At 66.8% G+C, this 13,913-nt stretch carries 16 protein-coding genes; 5 read left to right on the top strand and 11 right to left on the bottom strand.

Going from position 1 to position 13,913, the window contains the following annotated elements; all coding sequences use genetic code 11:
- Window positions 1-16: 16 nt before the first annotated feature.
- The 3 genes from ASD67_RS09215 to ASD67_RS09225 form a co-directional block, all read right to left on the bottom strand.
- Window positions 17-919 (bottom strand): DMT family transporter, encoded by a 903-nt coding sequence (locus ASD67_RS09215; RefSeq protein ID WP_056346164.1) that lies wholly within the window; start codon window positions 917-919, stop codon window positions 17-19.
- 174 nt (window positions 920-1,093) lie between these two features.
- Window positions 1,094-1,873 carry an SDR family NAD(P)-dependent oxidoreductase gene (locus ASD67_RS09220; protein ID WP_056346165.1) on the bottom strand — a complete coding sequence of 260 codons (780 nt, stop codon included), beginning with the start codon at window positions 1,871-1,873 and terminating at the stop codon, window positions 1,094-1,096.
- Window positions 1,874-1,885: 12 nt separating this feature from the next.
- Window positions 1,886-2,392 carry a thioredoxin family protein gene (locus ASD67_RS09225; protein WP_056346168.1) on the bottom strand — a complete coding sequence of 169 codons (507 nt, stop codon included), beginning with the start codon at window positions 2,390-2,392 and terminating at the stop codon, window positions 1,886-1,888.
- Window positions 2,393-2,448: 56 nt separating this feature from the next.
- On the opposite strand from ASD67_RS09225, the gene ASD67_RS09230 reads away from it, so the two are divergent.
- The 5 genes from ASD67_RS09230 to ASD67_RS09250 all read left to right on the top strand — a co-directional run bounded on the left by ASD67_RS09230 (window position 2,449) and on the right by ASD67_RS09250 (window position 7,553).
- Window positions 2,449-3,966, top strand: a complete 1,518-nt coding sequence (locus tag ASD67_RS09230) for an acyl-CoA carboxylase subunit beta (protein WP_056346171.1) — start codon at window positions 2,449-2,451, stop codon at window positions 3,964-3,966.
- A gap of 93 nt (window positions 3,967-4,059) precedes the next feature.
- Window positions 4,060-5,193: an acyltransferase family protein gene (locus ASD67_RS09235; protein ID WP_056346173.1), complete on the top strand. Its 1,134-nt coding sequence runs from the start codon at window positions 4,060-4,062 to the stop codon at window positions 5,191-5,193.
- A 12-nt stretch (window positions 5,194-5,205) separates the two neighbouring features.
- A complete protein-coding gene (locus ASD67_RS09240) occupies window positions 5,206-5,406 on the top strand; it encodes a hypothetical protein (RefSeq protein ID WP_056346175.1) in 201 nt (66 codons plus the stop codon).
- A 128-nt stretch (window positions 5,407-5,534) separates the two neighbouring features.
- Window positions 5,535-6,602, top strand: a complete 1,068-nt coding sequence (locus tag ASD67_RS09245) for a S41 family peptidase (RefSeq protein WP_162248560.1) — start codon at window positions 5,535-5,537, stop codon at window positions 6,600-6,602.
- Between the two features lie 198 nt (window positions 6,603-6,800).
- On the top strand, window positions 6,801-7,553 hold the full coding sequence (locus ASD67_RS09250) for a class I SAM-dependent methyltransferase (protein ID WP_056346180.1): 753 nt from the start codon (window positions 6,801-6,803) through the stop codon (window positions 7,551-7,553).
- Between the two features lie 96 nt (window positions 7,554-7,649).
- On the opposite strand, the gene ASD67_RS09255 is transcribed toward ASD67_RS09250, so the two are convergent.
- The 8 genes from ASD67_RS09255 to ASD67_RS09285 are packed head-to-tail and all read right to left on the bottom strand — an operon-like array spanning window position 7,650 to window position 13,901.
- Window positions 7,650-8,129, bottom strand: coding sequence for a GNAT family N-acetyltransferase (locus tag ASD67_RS09255; RefSeq protein ID WP_056346182.1), 480 nt, complete (start codon window positions 8,127-8,129; stop codon window positions 7,650-7,652).
- A 40-nt stretch (window positions 8,130-8,169) separates the two neighbouring features.
- Complete coding sequence (locus ASD67_RS24020; protein WP_443028034.1) at window positions 8,170-8,256, bottom strand: H-X9-DG-CTERM domain-containing protein; 87 nt, start codon at window positions 8,254-8,256, stop codon at window positions 8,170-8,172.
- Between the two features lie 30 nt (window positions 8,257-8,286).
- On the bottom strand, window positions 8,287-10,113 hold the full coding sequence (locus ASD67_RS09260) for a hypothetical protein (protein ID WP_056346184.1): 1,827 nt from the start codon (window positions 10,111-10,113) through the stop codon (window positions 8,287-8,289).
- Between the two features lie 7 nt (window positions 10,114-10,120).
- Window positions 10,121-10,552 carry a hypothetical protein gene (locus tag ASD67_RS09265; protein WP_200938000.1) on the bottom strand — a complete coding sequence of 144 codons (432 nt, stop codon included), beginning with the start codon at window positions 10,550-10,552 and terminating at the stop codon, window positions 10,121-10,123.
- The gene (locus ASD67_RS09270) at window positions 10,549-10,734 is read right to left on the bottom strand and encodes a hypothetical protein (RefSeq protein ID WP_056346186.1); all 186 of its coding nucleotides are present in this window, start codon (window positions 10,732-10,734) and stop codon (window positions 10,549-10,551) included. The genes ASD67_RS09265 and ASD67_RS09270 overlap by 4 nt, the downstream gene beginning before the upstream one ends.
- Window positions 10,734-11,492, bottom strand: a complete 759-nt coding sequence (locus tag ASD67_RS09275; RefSeq protein WP_056346188.1) for a hypothetical protein — start codon at window positions 11,490-11,492, stop codon at window positions 10,734-10,736. The genes ASD67_RS09270 and ASD67_RS09275 overlap by 1 nt, the downstream gene beginning before the upstream one ends.
- Window positions 11,489-12,205, bottom strand: a complete 717-nt coding sequence (locus tag ASD67_RS09280) for a polysaccharide deacetylase family protein (RefSeq protein WP_235535618.1) — start codon at window positions 12,203-12,205, stop codon at window positions 11,489-11,491. The genes ASD67_RS09275 and ASD67_RS09280 overlap by 4 nt, the downstream gene beginning before the upstream one ends.
- Window positions 12,206-12,224: 19 nt before the next feature.
- On the bottom strand, window positions 12,225-13,901 hold the full coding sequence (locus ASD67_RS09285) for a hypothetical protein (RefSeq protein ID WP_156377631.1): 1,677 nt from the start codon (window positions 13,899-13,901) through the stop codon (window positions 12,225-12,227).
- Between the last annotated feature and the right edge of the window lie 12 nt (window positions 13,902-13,913).

A 13,913-nucleotide genomic window follows, 5' to 3' on the forward strand; every position in this document is an offset into this window, starting at 1 on the left:
GCAAGCGGGAGGGGGACTAAGACGCCGCCGGCTCGACGGGATCGTCGTGCGGGACCTTGCGCGCCACGATCAAACACGCTGCGACGATCAGCAGCGCGCCGGCGATCGTCGGCCAGGTCACGCGTTCGTCGAAGAAGAACCAGCCGAACATCATCGCCCACAGGAAGCCGGTATATTCGGTGGTCGCGAGGATCTGCGCCTCGGCGCGGGCATAGGCCCAGCTCAGCAGCAGCAGCGACAGGGTCGCGAGGATCGCGGCGCCGAGGATATGCGGCGCATGGTCGCCGCCCGGCACCGCGAGGAACCAGGGCGCGCCGAGCGCAATGATCAGCGCGACGAAGAAATTCTGGAAAAAGGCGATTTCGAGCGGCTCGGCCATCTTCGCCTGCCGCCGCGCCAGGATGAGGTTATAGGCGTAGAGCATCGCCGAGAAAAACACCGCGCCGACCGCCCATAGTGCCTCGGGCGCATAGTCGCCGCGGCCCAATTTTCCCGCGACGATGACGAGCACCCCGGCGATGCCGAGCAGCGACGCGGCGATCGAGCGCGGGCCGATCTTCTCGCCGAGGAACAGCGCCGCCATGTAGAGCGTGAGCAAGGGCGCGACGAAGGCGATCGCGATCGCCTCGGCCATCGGCAGCCGCGCGAGGCCCCAGAAGAAGCTCAATGCCATACCCGCGACGAACAGCGAGCGGACCGCGTGGATTTTCATCGTGGCGCGGTCGGGCATCGTCGGGCGGCTGACGGCATAGATCGCGCCGCTGACCAGCGCGCCGGTGCCGGTGCGCCACAGCACCGCGTTATACGCGCCGATGTCGATCGACAGCCCCTTCATAAGCACGTCCATCGCCGAGAAGGTCGCAATGCCGGCGCACGCGATCAGGAAGGGGATGGTAGGGGAGGGCGAATCGGGGCGCATGGCGGGGGCTGTAGCCGACCTTCTCCCTTGAGGGGAGAAGGATAGGAAGCCTTATCGCCGCAGGCGATTAGGCGGACTTGGATGAGGGTGAGCGGAGCTTTGCTCCGCGCGAGCCAAGGGCTCGCAACCCCTCACCCNTTCGCAACCCTCTCCCCCAAGGGGAGAGGGAAAGCCTTACCGGAACGTCGCCATCCCGGCCCCGTCGATATTGAGCTTCTGCCCCGAGCAATAGGGGTTGGCGTCCGACACGAACCATAGCACCGCCGCGGCGACATCTTCGGGCAGCGAGACGCGGCCGAAGGGGAATTTGGCGTCGAGGTGATGGATGTCGTCCTGCCCGGTGATCGCGCGCGCGAGCTTGTCGCCCATGTCGCTGACAGTCAGCGAGGGCGAGACGATGTTGACGCGGATGCCGTTCGCCATCTCTTCCTTGGCGAGCGTCAGCGCGAGCGCCTCGCCCGCGGCCTTGCCCATATTATAGGGCGCGCCATTGGCGCTGTGGCTGAGCGTCGCGACGCTGGAGATGACGATGATGTCGCTGCGCTTGTGGGTTCGCAACTGCGGCAGCGCGAGGCGGCTGACGCGGTGCGGGCCAAGCGCGTGGGTCGCGATGACGCGTTCGAGTTCGGCGGGATCGGTGTCGGCGACGGTCCGGCCGCGGCTGGCGATGCCGGCATTGTTGATCAGGATCGACAGCGGACCGAGGTCGGTTTCGATGTCCGCGACCATCGCGGCGCAGGCATCCTCGTCGGTGACCGATGCCTGATACGCCTTGGCCTTGCGCCCGAGCGCCTCGATCTCCGCGACGGTTGCGGCGGCGGCGTCGGCGTCGCGGGTGTAGTTGACCGCGATGTCGGCACCCGCCCTGGCCAGTGCCAGCGCGATGCCGCGGCCGATGCCGCGCGACGCGCCGGTGACGAGCGCGGTGCGCCCCGCAAGGTTGATCTCGGCCATGTCTCTCTCTCCCTATTGCATCAATTCGGTCTGGATTTCGGTCACATTGCGGCTCGCGGCGTTGCGCCATTTGGGCGCCGCCTTGCGGTTGAGGACATGGCCGCGCGCGTCGAGGATCGCGACCGTGGGCGTGCCCTTGATTTTCCTGAAGCCGAAGCGTGTCGGGATTTCCGGGTTCCGGCCGCGCCCGACCTGCGGCATGCCGATATCGACGAAGACGATATGGTAGCGGGTGGCGAGGGCGGCGGCGAGGTCGGCGCTGGTCACCGCATTGGCGAGCCAGGCGCTGTCGTGGCAGTCGTTCGCCCCCATCACGAGCAACACGCGCTTGCCCGACCGGCGTGCCGCATCGAGCGCCGCGTCGACCGCCGCCATCGCGTCGGCATCGGGATCGAAGGCCGTGGTTTCATAGGGGGTGGCGACGCCGGGGATGCTGCGGAGCGGTGCGTCCTCGCTCGCCGAAACGGGCGTCAGCGGGAGCAGCAGGGCGGCGAAAGCGAGGGCGATTTTGCGCGTCATGGACCGACGATAGGTTTCGCATGACGTTTCCGTCAACGTAAGATAGCCTTCCTCCCATGAGCTGGAAAAAAGAAGTCGACGAACTCGCCGCGCGCCGCGCCATGGCCGAGAAGATGGGCGGGGATGAAAAGGTCGCGCGCCAGCACGGGCGCGGCAAGATGGACGCGCGGGCGCGGCTCGATGCGATCGTCGATCCCGGCAGCTTTCGCGAGATCGGCAAGATTGCGGGGCGTGGGGAATATGGTCCGGACGGCGAACTCGAAGATCTGGCGGCGTCGAACTTCATTTTCGGGCGCGCCAATATCGACGGGCGGCCGGTGGTCGCCAGCGCCGACGATTTCACCGTGCGCGGCGGCGCGGCGGATGCGGCGCTGCACCGCAAATTCGTCCAGTGCGAGGCGATGGCGCATGAATATCGCCTGCCGCTGATCCGCATGATCGACGGCACCGGCGGCGGTGGGTCGGTGAAGACGCTCGAGGATATGGGCTACACCTATATCCCGCATGTTCCGGGGTGGCATGAGATCATCGCCAATCTGGATACCGTGCCGGTGGTGGCGCTGGCGCTGGGACCGACCGCTGGGCTGGGCGCGGCGCGGGTGGTGGCGAGCCATTACAGCATCATGGTGCGTGGGCTGTCGCAGCTGTTCGCGGCGGGGCCGGCGGTCGCGGCGGCGATCGGCGATACGCTCGACCGCGAGGAACTGGGTGGGGTCGACGTGCATACGCGCAACGGCGTGGTCGACGACGAGGTCGCGAGCGAGGCCGAGGCGTTCGCGGCGGCGCGGCGCTTTTTGTCGTATTTGCCCTCGTCGATCCACGAGCGCGCGGCGCGGACCGAATGCCGCGATCCGGTCGACCGGCGCGAGGAAAGCCTGCTCTCGATCGTCCCGCGCGAGGCGAAGCAGGTCTATTCGATGCGGCGCATCGCGGGTGCGGTGTTCGATCAGGGCAGCTTTTTCGAGATGGGCGCGCGCTGGGGGCGGGCGGCGATCACCGCCTTTGCGCGGCTCGATGGCTATCCCGTGGCGGTGCTGGCGAGCGATCCGTCGTTCCTTGGCGGGTCGTGGGACGCGAAGACGAGCGAGAAGGCCGAGCGCTTCGTCAAGATGGCCGACCAGTTCCGGCTGCCGATCGTGCATCTGGTCGACAATCCGGGCTTCATGATCGGCGGCGAGGCCGAGCGCACGGGGACGATCCGTTACGGCGTGCAGGCGATGAACGCCATTTACCGCGCGACGGTGCCGCTGGCGTCGGTGGTGGTGCGCCGCGCTTACGGGATCGCGGGCAGCGCGATGTCGAACGCCGAACGCTTCCAGTACCGTTTCGCCTGGCCGTCGGGCGACTGGGGCAGCCTGCCGATCGAGGGCGGGGTCGAGGTCGCGTACAAGAGCGAGCTCGAGGCGGCGGCGGACCCCGCGGCGCATCTGGAAGCGATCCGCGAACGATTGAACCGCGTGCGATCGCCGTTCCGCACGGCGGAGAAATATGGGGTGGAGGATATCATCGACCCGCGCGATACGCGGCCGCTCTTGTGCGAGTTTGCCGAACTGGCGTGGCGGGTTCTCCGGTAAATTCGTCATTGCGAGCGCAGCGAAGCAATCCAGGGTTGCGTAACCCGCTCTGGATTGCTTCGCTGCGCTCGCAATGACGGGGTGAGGGGGCCGATGAGCACGCAACGCCATTACGGGATGGACTGGCTTCGCATCGGGGCGTTCGCGCTGCTGATCCTCTATCATATCGGCATGTATTTCGTGCCCTGGGGCTGGCATGTGAAGATCGCCCAGCCGCTCGATTGGGTGGCGATCCCGATGCTCGCGACGAACAGCTGGCGGCTTGCGCTGCTGTTCCTCGTGTCGGGTTATGCGAGCGCGGCGCTATTCGCGAAACTTGGCGGGGCGGGCGGTTTCGCGCGGTCGCGCAGCGCGCGGCTGTTGATCCCGCTAGTGTTCGGCATGGCGGTGATCGTCCCGCCGCAGCCGTGGATCGACCTCAAGGGCCAGCACGGCTATCCGCACGGCTTCCTGTATTTCTGGCTGCACGATTATTTCGGCTTCCGGTTCATCGATGGCATCGCGCTGCCGACCTGGCAGCATCTGTGGTTCGTCGTGTACCTGTGGGTCTATACGATGCTCGCGGCACTGTTGCTGGCGCTGATCCCCGCCGCAGCGCGGGCGCGGATCGCCGACGGTGCGGCGCACCTTCTCGGCGGGTGGCGGTTGCTGGTTCTGCCCGCCTTGTGGTGGATAGCGCTCTACCTCGCCTTTCCCAACCATGACGAGACGCACGCGCTGTTCGACGACGGGCCGTCGCACCTTCATTATCTCGCCGCCTTCGGCATCGGCTGGCTGCTGCGCGTGCGGCCGATATTGTTCGAGGCGGTCGCGCGCTGGTGGAAGGTGGCGCTGGCCGTCGGGCTGCTCGCCTTCGTTCCCATCGCGTGGATCGAAGGGACATGGCCGGGCGACACGGTCGCGCCCGATTGGGTGTTCCTGCCCTATCATGTCGCGCGCCACATCAACGGCTGGCTGGTGATCGTCGCACTGGTCGGGATTGCCGATCGCTTCTGGAACCGCGACCATCCGAGCCGCGCGACGCTCGCCGAGGCGGTGTTCCCATTCTACATCATTCACCAGACGATCATCGTTGTGGTCGGCTGGAGGCTGTTGCAGGCGGGGGTCGGTGCGTTGCCGTCGTTCGTGGTGTTGCTCGCGGCGACCGTCACGGGATGCTGGCTTTTCTACCGGATCGGGCGCAGCATCACCTGGCTGCGGCCGCTGATCGGACTGCAGCGCCGATAGGGGAGAGCGGGCATGGGTGCAGCGAAGGGCATTATCGCGGTCATAGGGATCGCGGCGATCATGATGGGCGGGCTGTGGATCCTGCAGGGGCTCGACATCGTGCGCTGGCCGGCGAGCAGTTTCATGCTCGGCGACACGACCTGGACGCGCAACGGCACGGTGCTCGCGGTGGTCGGCGTGTTCCTGATCTGGTTTGCGCGCAAGAAGCCGTGAATCGCGTTCGACTACAAATGTAGTTGATCTGTATTGATGATGTGATACACCTTCGTCCGACCGGGGTTGGATTGGAGACCAAGATGATTCGTTCGCCGCGCCTTTTTCCTGCCCTTTTGCTTGCGGGGATGGCGGCGTTACCGCTTGCCGCGTCATCCCCGGCGCTCGCCGCCGACGAGGCCGCGCCGGTGAGCGGCAATGCCGTCGCCGAAGCCTATGCCGCGCTGCTGGCGCGCGACTATGTCTATCCCGAGACCGGCGAGCGTTATGCTGCCGCGATCCGCGCCGCGATCAAGGCGGGCCGCTATGCGCCGCTGACCGGCGAGGCGCTCGGCCGCGCGATCGACGCCGATATCAATGCGGTGTCGCCCGACGGGCATCTGCGGTTGCGCACGCCGCTCGCCGCCCCGCCGGCGGGAGCAGTGCCCGGCGCGCCCGCGCCGATGCCGCGCCCGAAAAAGGTCCCGGTCGAGCAGCCGGGCTGGATCGCCCCCGGCATCGCCTTCGTCCGCTTCAACGTCTTTCCCGACGATGCCGCGGTGACCGCCGAAGCCGCCAAGTTCATGGCCGACCATGCCGATGCGAAGGCGATCATTTTCGACATCCGGACGCATAATGGCGGCGGGCTCGCGCAGATGGACGTCATCTTTCCCTGGCTGTTCGGCCAGGAGACGCGGCTGGTGACGATGGCGACGCGCGCCTCGGTCGATGCGCGCGGCGGATCGCCGATCGACGGAGTGCCGTCGATGCGGCCGGTCACGGGCGATGCGGCGATGGTGACGCGCGAACATTGGGCGACCCCGAATAGCGACACGCGGCTGCGCGATGCGAAGGTCTATGTGCTGACCTCGGGCGCGAGCGCGTCGGCGGCCGAGCATTTTGCGCTTGCGATGAAGCATACCGGGCGCGGCGTGCTGGTCGGCGATCCGACCGCGGGTGCCAATCATTTCGGGTTCGGCGAGGATCTGGGCGGCGGCTATGGCGCCTTCATCCCGGTCGGGCGCACCTATGATCCCACGACCGGCAAGGATTGGGAAGGCAGCGGCGTGCTGCCCGACATCCAGGTCGCCCCCGCAGAGGCGCTCGAACGCGCGCTGACCGAGCTGGGGGTCGATGCCGCCGAGGCGAAGCGCCTGTCCGACGCGCACAAGCCGGGCTGGCCGATGGAGCGGCGGCGGCCCAAGCCCGCGGGCTGACCGCACCCCGATTTGACGGATTGATCCGCGTCGTTGGTGCGGTCCGCCGCGCCGTTCGTCCGTTCGTCGGCACCGCAGGTGTGTTGGCAGAATAATACACGCTTGACTTGTGCAAATTCTCTATGCCGCGCGTGCATCCGATCATCGGGTTGCTGGCGTCTAGCTGCTGTCATCTGTCGCCACAAAGGGAGGAATATCATGTCGCGTCCGGCACTGCTTCGCAGCACCAGCTATTTTTTCGCCGCCTTCGGGCTTGCCGTCGCCGGGGTAGCGGTCGCGCTGCCGGTCGAACCCGCGCACGCGCAGGTCGCGGCGGTCGAGCCCGGCCGCCCCGCCGCCGACAAGGCGCAGGATGTGAATCGCAAGCCCGGGATGATGGTCAAGTTCGCGCGGATCAAGCGCGGCGACACCGTCGTCGAAATCCTGCCCGGCGAGGGCTATTTCACCCGCATCTTTTCGAACGCGGTCGGGCCGAAGGGCAAGGTCTATGCGACCGAGCTGCGCGACCCGGCGAAGGCGCAGGCGATCGCCGCCGAACCGGGGCGCGGCAATATCGAGGTGTTCACCGGCAAGCTCGACGACATTGCCCCGGCGGGTGTCGCCGACGTCGTCTGGACGTCGCGCAACTATCACGACCTGAAAGGGCCGAAGGTCCCCGCCGATGGCGCCGCGCGGATCAACAAGGCGGCGTTCGCGGCGCTCAAGCCTGGCGGCTATTATGTCGTGCTCGACCATAGCGCCGCGGCCGGATCGGGGCTGCGTGACGTCGACACGCTGCACCGCATCGACGCCGAGGCGGTGAAGGCCGAGGTACTCGCGGCGGGCTTCGTGCTTGAGGGTGAAAGCCCGATGCTGATCAACAAGGCCGATACACGCACGCTGCCGGTGTTCGACGATGCGATCAAGGGCAGGACTGACCAGTTCGTGCTGCGGTTCAAGAAGCCGGGGTGAGATTTCCCCTCCCTGCAAGGGGTGGGTAGGGCGGACAGCGCGGACGCTCGCTTTGCTCGCGACCCACCCCCAACCCCTCCCTCGCAGGGAGGGGAGTTAGCTGCCTGCCAGCCTGGTCAGCGCGTCGCCGTCGACGCGCATCACGGTCCATTCGTCCATCAGCTTCGCATCGAGGCTCCGGTAGAAACCGATCGCGGGGGCGTTCCAGTCGAGCACCGACCATTCGAGCCGCGCACAATCGCGCTGGGTGCAGAGCTTCGCGAGATGCGTGAGCAGCGCCTTGCCGAGCCCCGATCCGCGCGCGGCGGGGCGGACGAACAGATCCTCGAGATAAATCCCCGGCTTGCCCTCGAAGGTCGAAAAATTGTGGAAGAACAGCGCGAAGCCCTGCGGCGCTCCGTCGATCTCGCCGATCACCACCTCGGCATAGGACCGCGCGCCGAACAGGCGGTCGCCGAGCGTGGCTTCGTCGAAGCGGACTTCATGGGCGAGCTTCTCATAATCGGCGAGGTCGCGGATGAACTGCGCGATCAGCGGCAGGTCGGCGGGCGTGGCGGGGCGGATGGCGAGGGTCATCGCCCCCCTGTGTCGGGCAGGCCTGCGCCTGTCAAACCCTTCAGCCACCGTTGCCGCTCTTCGCGGGCGCGTTGGCCGACCCGACCGATCCGTCGGCGAACACGGCATTGATGCCGCCGGTGCACAGGCGCGATGTTTCGGCGACGCAAGCCCGGGGTCAGTCGCGCTGTCCCTTCGGCCGGCGCGGATAGGTGTTTTCGGCTTTCGCTCTGGCGATGATCGCCGCGGCGGCGTCGCGTGCGGCGATGCTGAGTTCGGAGCCGTCGTCGAGAAAAGATCGGCGTTCGGGAATCACGTCGGCGTCGTCGATCGCCTTTTCTACCGCTGCGCTCATCCCCTTGGCGGCTTCCGATGTACCGTCCGCGTTTTCGAGATCAAGCGCCTCGATCGGCGCATAGATACCGGCACTCGCCGTGAATTCTTCGGAGTGGCTGCGGCGATAGCGCGCCTGGTCGCAAACGACTTCGAGCTCATCGGCGGCGTCGGTGAACAGGTCGCGCGGCTTGTCGCCGAAGCGCGCGCATTCGTGCTGGTAGGCGGCGTCGTCGGTCGCGAGCTTTTGGATATGTGTTGCCAAACGTTCGCTATGGAACCGAACGCAGGCCATTTCGAGCGTGCCGTAAGAGGCGCCGTCGCCGAGCGATTTACAGCGTGGTTCGAGGGCGACAGGGTCTTCGAGCAATGCCTTGATGGCGCGCTCATCGCGTAGCGCCTGCGCTTGCCCGCAGGCCGGAAAGACGCGACGATCACGGTCGGCTATGTCGTAAGCGACCTCCTCGCCGCAGATCACCGTAAAGCCCGCGGAATCATCGACGAGCATTTCGCCAAGCTGCGACTCCACAAGAATATCGTAGGCGACGCAAGCATGGAAAAGCGCGCCCTTGCGCTCGGTTTCGGGCGTCGCTTCGCACGTCGCGGCGGTGGCGCGGCCCTGCATCGCGAGCGCGTCGCCTGCGGCTCGGTCGCGCTCGGCCTGGGCGCCGTCGCAGGCCTGCGCGAGGCCGGCGCTGCGTTCGCCCGCTGGGGTGGCGGCGCACAGCCGGTCGCGGTTTTCGGGATCGTCGCCTAGCGCCATGGCTTCGTCGAACGCCGCCTCCTGTCTGTCGGCGGCGGCCTTGCGGCGCGCACAGGCGGCCTTGGTCTTGGGGGTGTTCTGATCATAGGGCGGATACGGGATCGCGCCCGTGCAAATATCGTTCGCGATGCGCTGATCGAGCAGGTCGACCGGGAAGCGATCGTCGTCGCGCTCGGCGATGGCGGTGCGCAGCGGATCGACGAAGCTTTCAATCCGTATCGTTAGCTCCGTGCCGGGCGGGGAGTCGGGTAACGGATAGGCGCTGTCATTGGCGTCGAGGCGCGCGAGCGCTTCGTCGAAGCGGCCGAGTTCGCGCAGCGCGTTGACGATATAAGTGCTGTAAAGGCGCCGGGCGTCGGCGGATTCGTCGAGCGCGTCGATCAGCGCCGGGCCATCGGCGGCGAATTGCTCGACACGGCGTTTGCGCAGCATCGGGTCGATCGTCGCCCACGTCGAACGCTGGAGCAGATGGAAGCGCGTCGAGGCAGGGCGGCCGAGCTTCGTCGCGAGCCAATAGGCCTGAGCGTGGCGATTGTCGGATTTGAGCGCAAGATAGGCGGGGTCGGCGATCAGCCCGGGAAGTCGCGCGCGTTCGGCGACGCTGTAATCGCCATAGGTCATGCGCTGCTCGTCGCTCGCTTCCATAGCCGCATAGTCGGGCAGGATGACGAGGCCATTGTCGGGACAGACTGGAATCTGCACATCCATCAGCGCATCGCCGAGCCAGCTGCCATCGGGCAGGGTGATCAGCGGAAAGGCCGAATAACCGACCTCGTGCGTGAACGTCTTGCCGCCGAGCGGGCAGGTGAAGCTGCGCTTGTCGAGGTTCTCGTCGCCCTGTGCTGCAGCGACGGGAGCGAGCGTCGCCGACAATAGAAAGAGAAGGATGAGGCGAAGGACGTTCGTCATGCGCTTGTCAAACGCCGCGCTTGATCCGCCCGCGTGCGCCAAGGATCGCGAGCGCAGCGATGACGAGCGCGGGCTGGCCGATCACCGCCGGGGCGTCGGCCCAGAAGGTCGCGGGGCCGCAGATGCCCGCCGCGACCTCATAGATGTGGAGCGCGCCGTGGAGCGCGAGCCACAGCCCGCCGACGATCGCGGCGCGCCAGCGGCGGATCGGGTTGGCGGTCGCGTAGAGCAGGATCAGGCCCGAGCCGATATAAGCGAGGCCGATGTCGCGGATGAAATGCTGGTTCGGCGGGCCGGTGGTGACGACGGTGGGCACGAACACATACCAGTCGAGCGGCCTAGCCAGCATGAAGAGGCCGTTGGCGATGGTGGTGACCGCCGCGACCAGCAGGAGCAGCTGGACAAGGCGGTCTAGCGCGTCAAATCTTGTTTCGGTCATTCCAAAAATCCTCCTCGACCGGACCCCTGCTTCGATAGCGACAACAGTCCCAAAGCCATCGCGCCGGGACCTATGAACAGGGCAGCCAAGGCGAGCATTGCCATACCCATCTCGCGGCCTTGGTTCGGATGATCGATGAGGATGAGGAGCGCGCCCCCCAAGCCCCATATCCGGCGTTTCATCAGGCGCTCCCCGGCGATCCGACGCCCTTGTAGAAGCGATCATAGGCGACGAACAGCGCCGCGCCGACCGACGACGCCATCAGCCCGACGACGAGCGAGTCGAAAATCATCAGCGCCCAGACCATGGCATCGGGAGCGCCGAGCGCCCATTTGTGGTTCATCCCGTGCAGCCACGATAGCGGCGCGAAGAGGAGCGGCAGGAGCAAGGCGAGCAGGAGCAGCCACGGCCAGCTTTTGGCGATCAGCGCCTTCATCGGGGTGACACGGTCGCCGAACAGCCCCGCGAGCATCACGAACAGGAAGGGCAGCGAGAGCAGGCTGAAGACGATCGAGACCGCGACCCGCGCTTTCCGGTCGGCGATCAGCGCAAAAAGCTCGCCGATCGATCCGATCGCCATGAACAGCACAAAACCGATCACCAACCGTACCCATGCGAGCCGGCGAATATCGTACCAGCGCCCGCCGTGCGCGCGGCACCACCAGAAGCGCGCCGAGGCGATGAAGGTCAGGACGAGCCCGGCGATCTTCGCATAGCCGAAGGCCCAGCGCAGCGGATCGTTGCCGGCGAGCTTCGCGGCGGCGACGCTGTCGAACATGCCGAGGTGAATTTCGGCGACATGCTGCGCGAATTCGGGAACGACGACGAGTGCGACAACGATCGGGCCGACCCAGAACAGGCTGACGCTGAGCGTGAGATATTGGGCGACGGCCGAGAGGATCGTGCGAAGGATCGTCATGGCCTTGGATGCGGTGGTCATTCGGGCTGTTCCCCCTTCAGCAATTCGCCGACCGTGACGATGCGATAGCCTTTGGCGGCGAGTCCGTCGAGGACCAGCGGCACCGCCGCACGCTCGACCCTGTTGCCGCGGTACATCGGATGGATCAGGATGATCGACCCCGGCCGTGCGCGCGACACGATGTCGCGGGCATAGGTTTCGGGCGTGATGTTGTGCACCGCGTCGTCGGCGACGTCCCAGGTGATGCTGCGATAGCCTTCCTGCTCGACCGCGAGCGGCAGGCCGGCGAGGCGGCGGCCGAAGGGCGGGCGGAACAGCGTCGGATGCGCCACTCCGGCTGCGCGCAGCAGCGCATCGGTGCGCGCGATCTCGTCGCGATAAAACGCCTGCGACCGCCCGATCATGCGCTTGTGCGACCAGCTGTGGTTGCCGAGTTCGTGCCCCGCGGCGAGCAGGCGCTTCGCCTGTTCGGGATAGCGCGCCATCTTGCTGCCGATGAGGAAGAAGGTCGCATGGACGCGGCGCTTCGCCAGTTCATCGATGACCGCATCGACCCCCTCGGGCGTCGGGCCGTCGTCGAAGGACAGGGCGACGATCTTTTCGCCGGTCTCGACGCGGCAGGTGACCTCGCCGACCATCTGCCAGCAGGGCAGCTTGGTGATGCGCCAGAGCGCGATCGTGATGACGAGGAGGAGCAGGAGCGCGAGGAGGGCGAACCGGAACGGTTGCCGCACGGCCGCGCTCCGGGGCATGTCAGCGCACCATGTCTTTCGGGAGCATGGGCGATCGCTGTGCTTTCGACGCGGCGACGATGCGTTCGGCATCGGTGCGTACGAAGGACGTCAGCGGCCGCAGGTCCTGGCCCGCGGATTCGTCGAAATTTGCCGCGACGGCCGCAGCGGAAGAGCAGGGGAAATGGGTCCCTGCGCCCGGCAGCACGATATAGAGTTCGACGCATTTCGCCTTTTGGGCAGGCACGGCATTGGCGCTCAGCCCCTGCATGTTCGAGCGGATTTCGGTCGCGACCGAGCAGCGTGTTTCATAAGGATGGCCGTCGAGCGGCACCGTGTCGCCGAGGAAGGGCGCGTAATAGCCGCACTGCGCGTCATAGGCGGCGGGGTTCGACACCAGGTCGATCAAAAGCGCGCGATCCTTTCTGACGCGGTGGTTGAAGCAGGCCATGACCAGCCAGATGTCCGCATCGGGACCTTTCGCCGCGCAGCGACCTTCGAGCGTCGAGGGATCTTCGAGCATTTGGCGAATGGTCCGGTCCTGCCGAAATTCGAGGGCGAGGCGGCATCCGCGGCCGAGGCTGTCATCGTCGGGACCGCCGCTTTCGGGTCCGCACAAGATCGCGCGAGCGGGCTCGTCGTTGGCGAGCAATACCCCGATCCGGTCCTCGAGCGCCCAATAATAGTCGGTGCAGAACGCCGACAGGGCGGCGTCGCGGTCGTCGTCGATCGTCGCGTTGCATCGGGCGATCTCGGGTCCCGGGTTCGCGGAGAATTTCGCCTTGGCGTTGCTGATGTCCGGACGGTCGCGCGTCACGCACGCCGTGATCAGCGAGACGTCGGCGTTCATCGGATCGAGGTCGGCGCACAAGGTCGACAGGTTCGCCTTCTGGATTTCTGCCGCCGCGACGCGCTGGCGGTGTCGGGTGCAGGCAGCGGGCGAAGTCGCCGCTTGCCAGGCGCCGAGCACATTATCGAGCCGCGCGCCGCCGCAAATGGCGTCGGCCCATTCGGCCGGCATGATCTGAAGCGGCCAGCGATCGCGATCGCCCGCTTCGATCAGTTTTTGGAGGTCGAAAAAGGGGCCGATGGTCGAATGGCCATCGTCCGCTTTCAGCATGTCGAAGGTTTGGGGAGTGAGGCGGTCATGGTCCTGCTGCGCCTCCGCCATGCGACCGATTTCGCGCTGCGCGTTGATGACGGTCCGGCGGGCGATGAACTCGTCCGCGCCGGTCAGCCGCGCGGCGGCGATCAGCGCCGGCCCTTCGTCGGCGATGCGCGTCATCAGCGCGGCGCGCTCGGCGGGGTTGCGGGCGGCCCAGCTCGCCTGGATCAGGAGGATATATTGTTCGCCTGCGGGGCGGCCGACGCGCGGCGCGAGCCACAGCAGGCGGACGAGCCGGGTTTCGCCGGCGAGCGCGCGATAGTCGGCGCTGGCGATGAGGGTTTCGGCGAGGCCCAGCTGCGCGGGCGTGTAGGCGAAGCGGGGATGGAAGACGAAGCCGTTGCCCGGACATTCGGCGACGATGGTATCGACCTTTTCGTCGCCCGGGCGGCTGCCGTCGGGCCAGCTTTCGGTCAGGTCCGAGATATAGCCGGTTTCCTGCGCGAAGCGTTCGCCGCCGATCGGGCACACAAAGTCGGTGACCGCGATGGGGCCGGGTGCGGCGTGCGCCGCCGTCGCACTGCCGAACGCCAAGGCGGTGAGAAA

The sequence above is a fragment of the Sphingopyxis sp. Root1497 genome (genome assembly GCF_001427085.1).
GTDB lineage: Bacteria > Pseudomonadota > Alphaproteobacteria > Sphingomonadales > Sphingomonadaceae > Sphingopyxis.

Excerpts from the sequence above, each read along its gene's own strand:
- ASD67_RS09215 (WP_056346164.1), bottom strand. The coding sequence starts at position 919 with ATGCGCCCCGATTCGCCCTCCCCTACCATCCCCTTCCTGATCGCGTGC.
- ASD67_RS09220 (WP_056346165.1), bottom strand. The coding sequence starts at position 1,873 with ATGGCCGAGATCAACCTTGCGGGGCGCACCGCGCTCGTCACCGGCGCG.
- ASD67_RS09225 (WP_056346168.1), bottom strand. The coding sequence starts at position 2,392 with ATGACGCGCAAAATCGCCCTCGCTTTCGCCGCCCTGCTGCTCCCGCTG.
- ASD67_RS09230 (WP_056346171.1), top strand. The coding sequence starts at position 2,449 with ATGAGCTGGAAAAAAGAAGTCGACGAACTCGCCGCGCGCCGCGCCATG.
- ASD67_RS09235 (WP_056346173.1), top strand. The coding sequence starts at position 4,060 with ATGAGCACGCAACGCCATTACGGGATGGACTGGCTTCGCATCGGGGCG.
- ASD67_RS09240 (WP_056346175.1), top strand. The coding sequence starts at position 5,206 with ATGGGTGCAGCGAAGGGCATTATCGCGGTCATAGGGATCGCGGCGATC.
- ASD67_RS09245 (WP_162248560.1), top strand. The coding sequence starts at position 5,535 with ATGGCGGCGTTACCGCTTGCCGCGTCATCCCCGGCGCTCGCCGCCGAC.
- ASD67_RS09250 (WP_056346180.1), top strand. The coding sequence starts at position 6,801 with ATGTCGCGTCCGGCACTGCTTCGCAGCACCAGCTATTTTTTCGCCGCC.
- ASD67_RS09255 (WP_056346182.1), bottom strand. The coding sequence starts at position 8,129 with ATGACCCTCGCCATCCGCCCCGCCACGCCCGCCGACCTGCCGCTGATC.
- ASD67_RS09260 (WP_056346184.1), bottom strand. The coding sequence starts at position 10,113 with ATGACGAACGTCCTTCGCCTCATCCTTCTCTTTCTATTGTCGGCGACG.
- ASD67_RS09265 (WP_200938000.1), bottom strand. The coding sequence starts at position 10,552 with ATGACCGAAACAAGATTTGACGCGCTAGACCGCCTTGTCCAGCTGCTC.
- ASD67_RS09270 (WP_056346186.1), bottom strand. The coding sequence starts at position 10,734 with ATGAAACGCCGGATATGGGGCTTGGGGGGCGCGCTCCTCATCCTCATC.
- ASD67_RS09275 (WP_056346188.1), bottom strand. The coding sequence starts at position 11,492 with ATGACCACCGCATCCAAGGCCATGACGATCCTTCGCACGATCCTCTCG.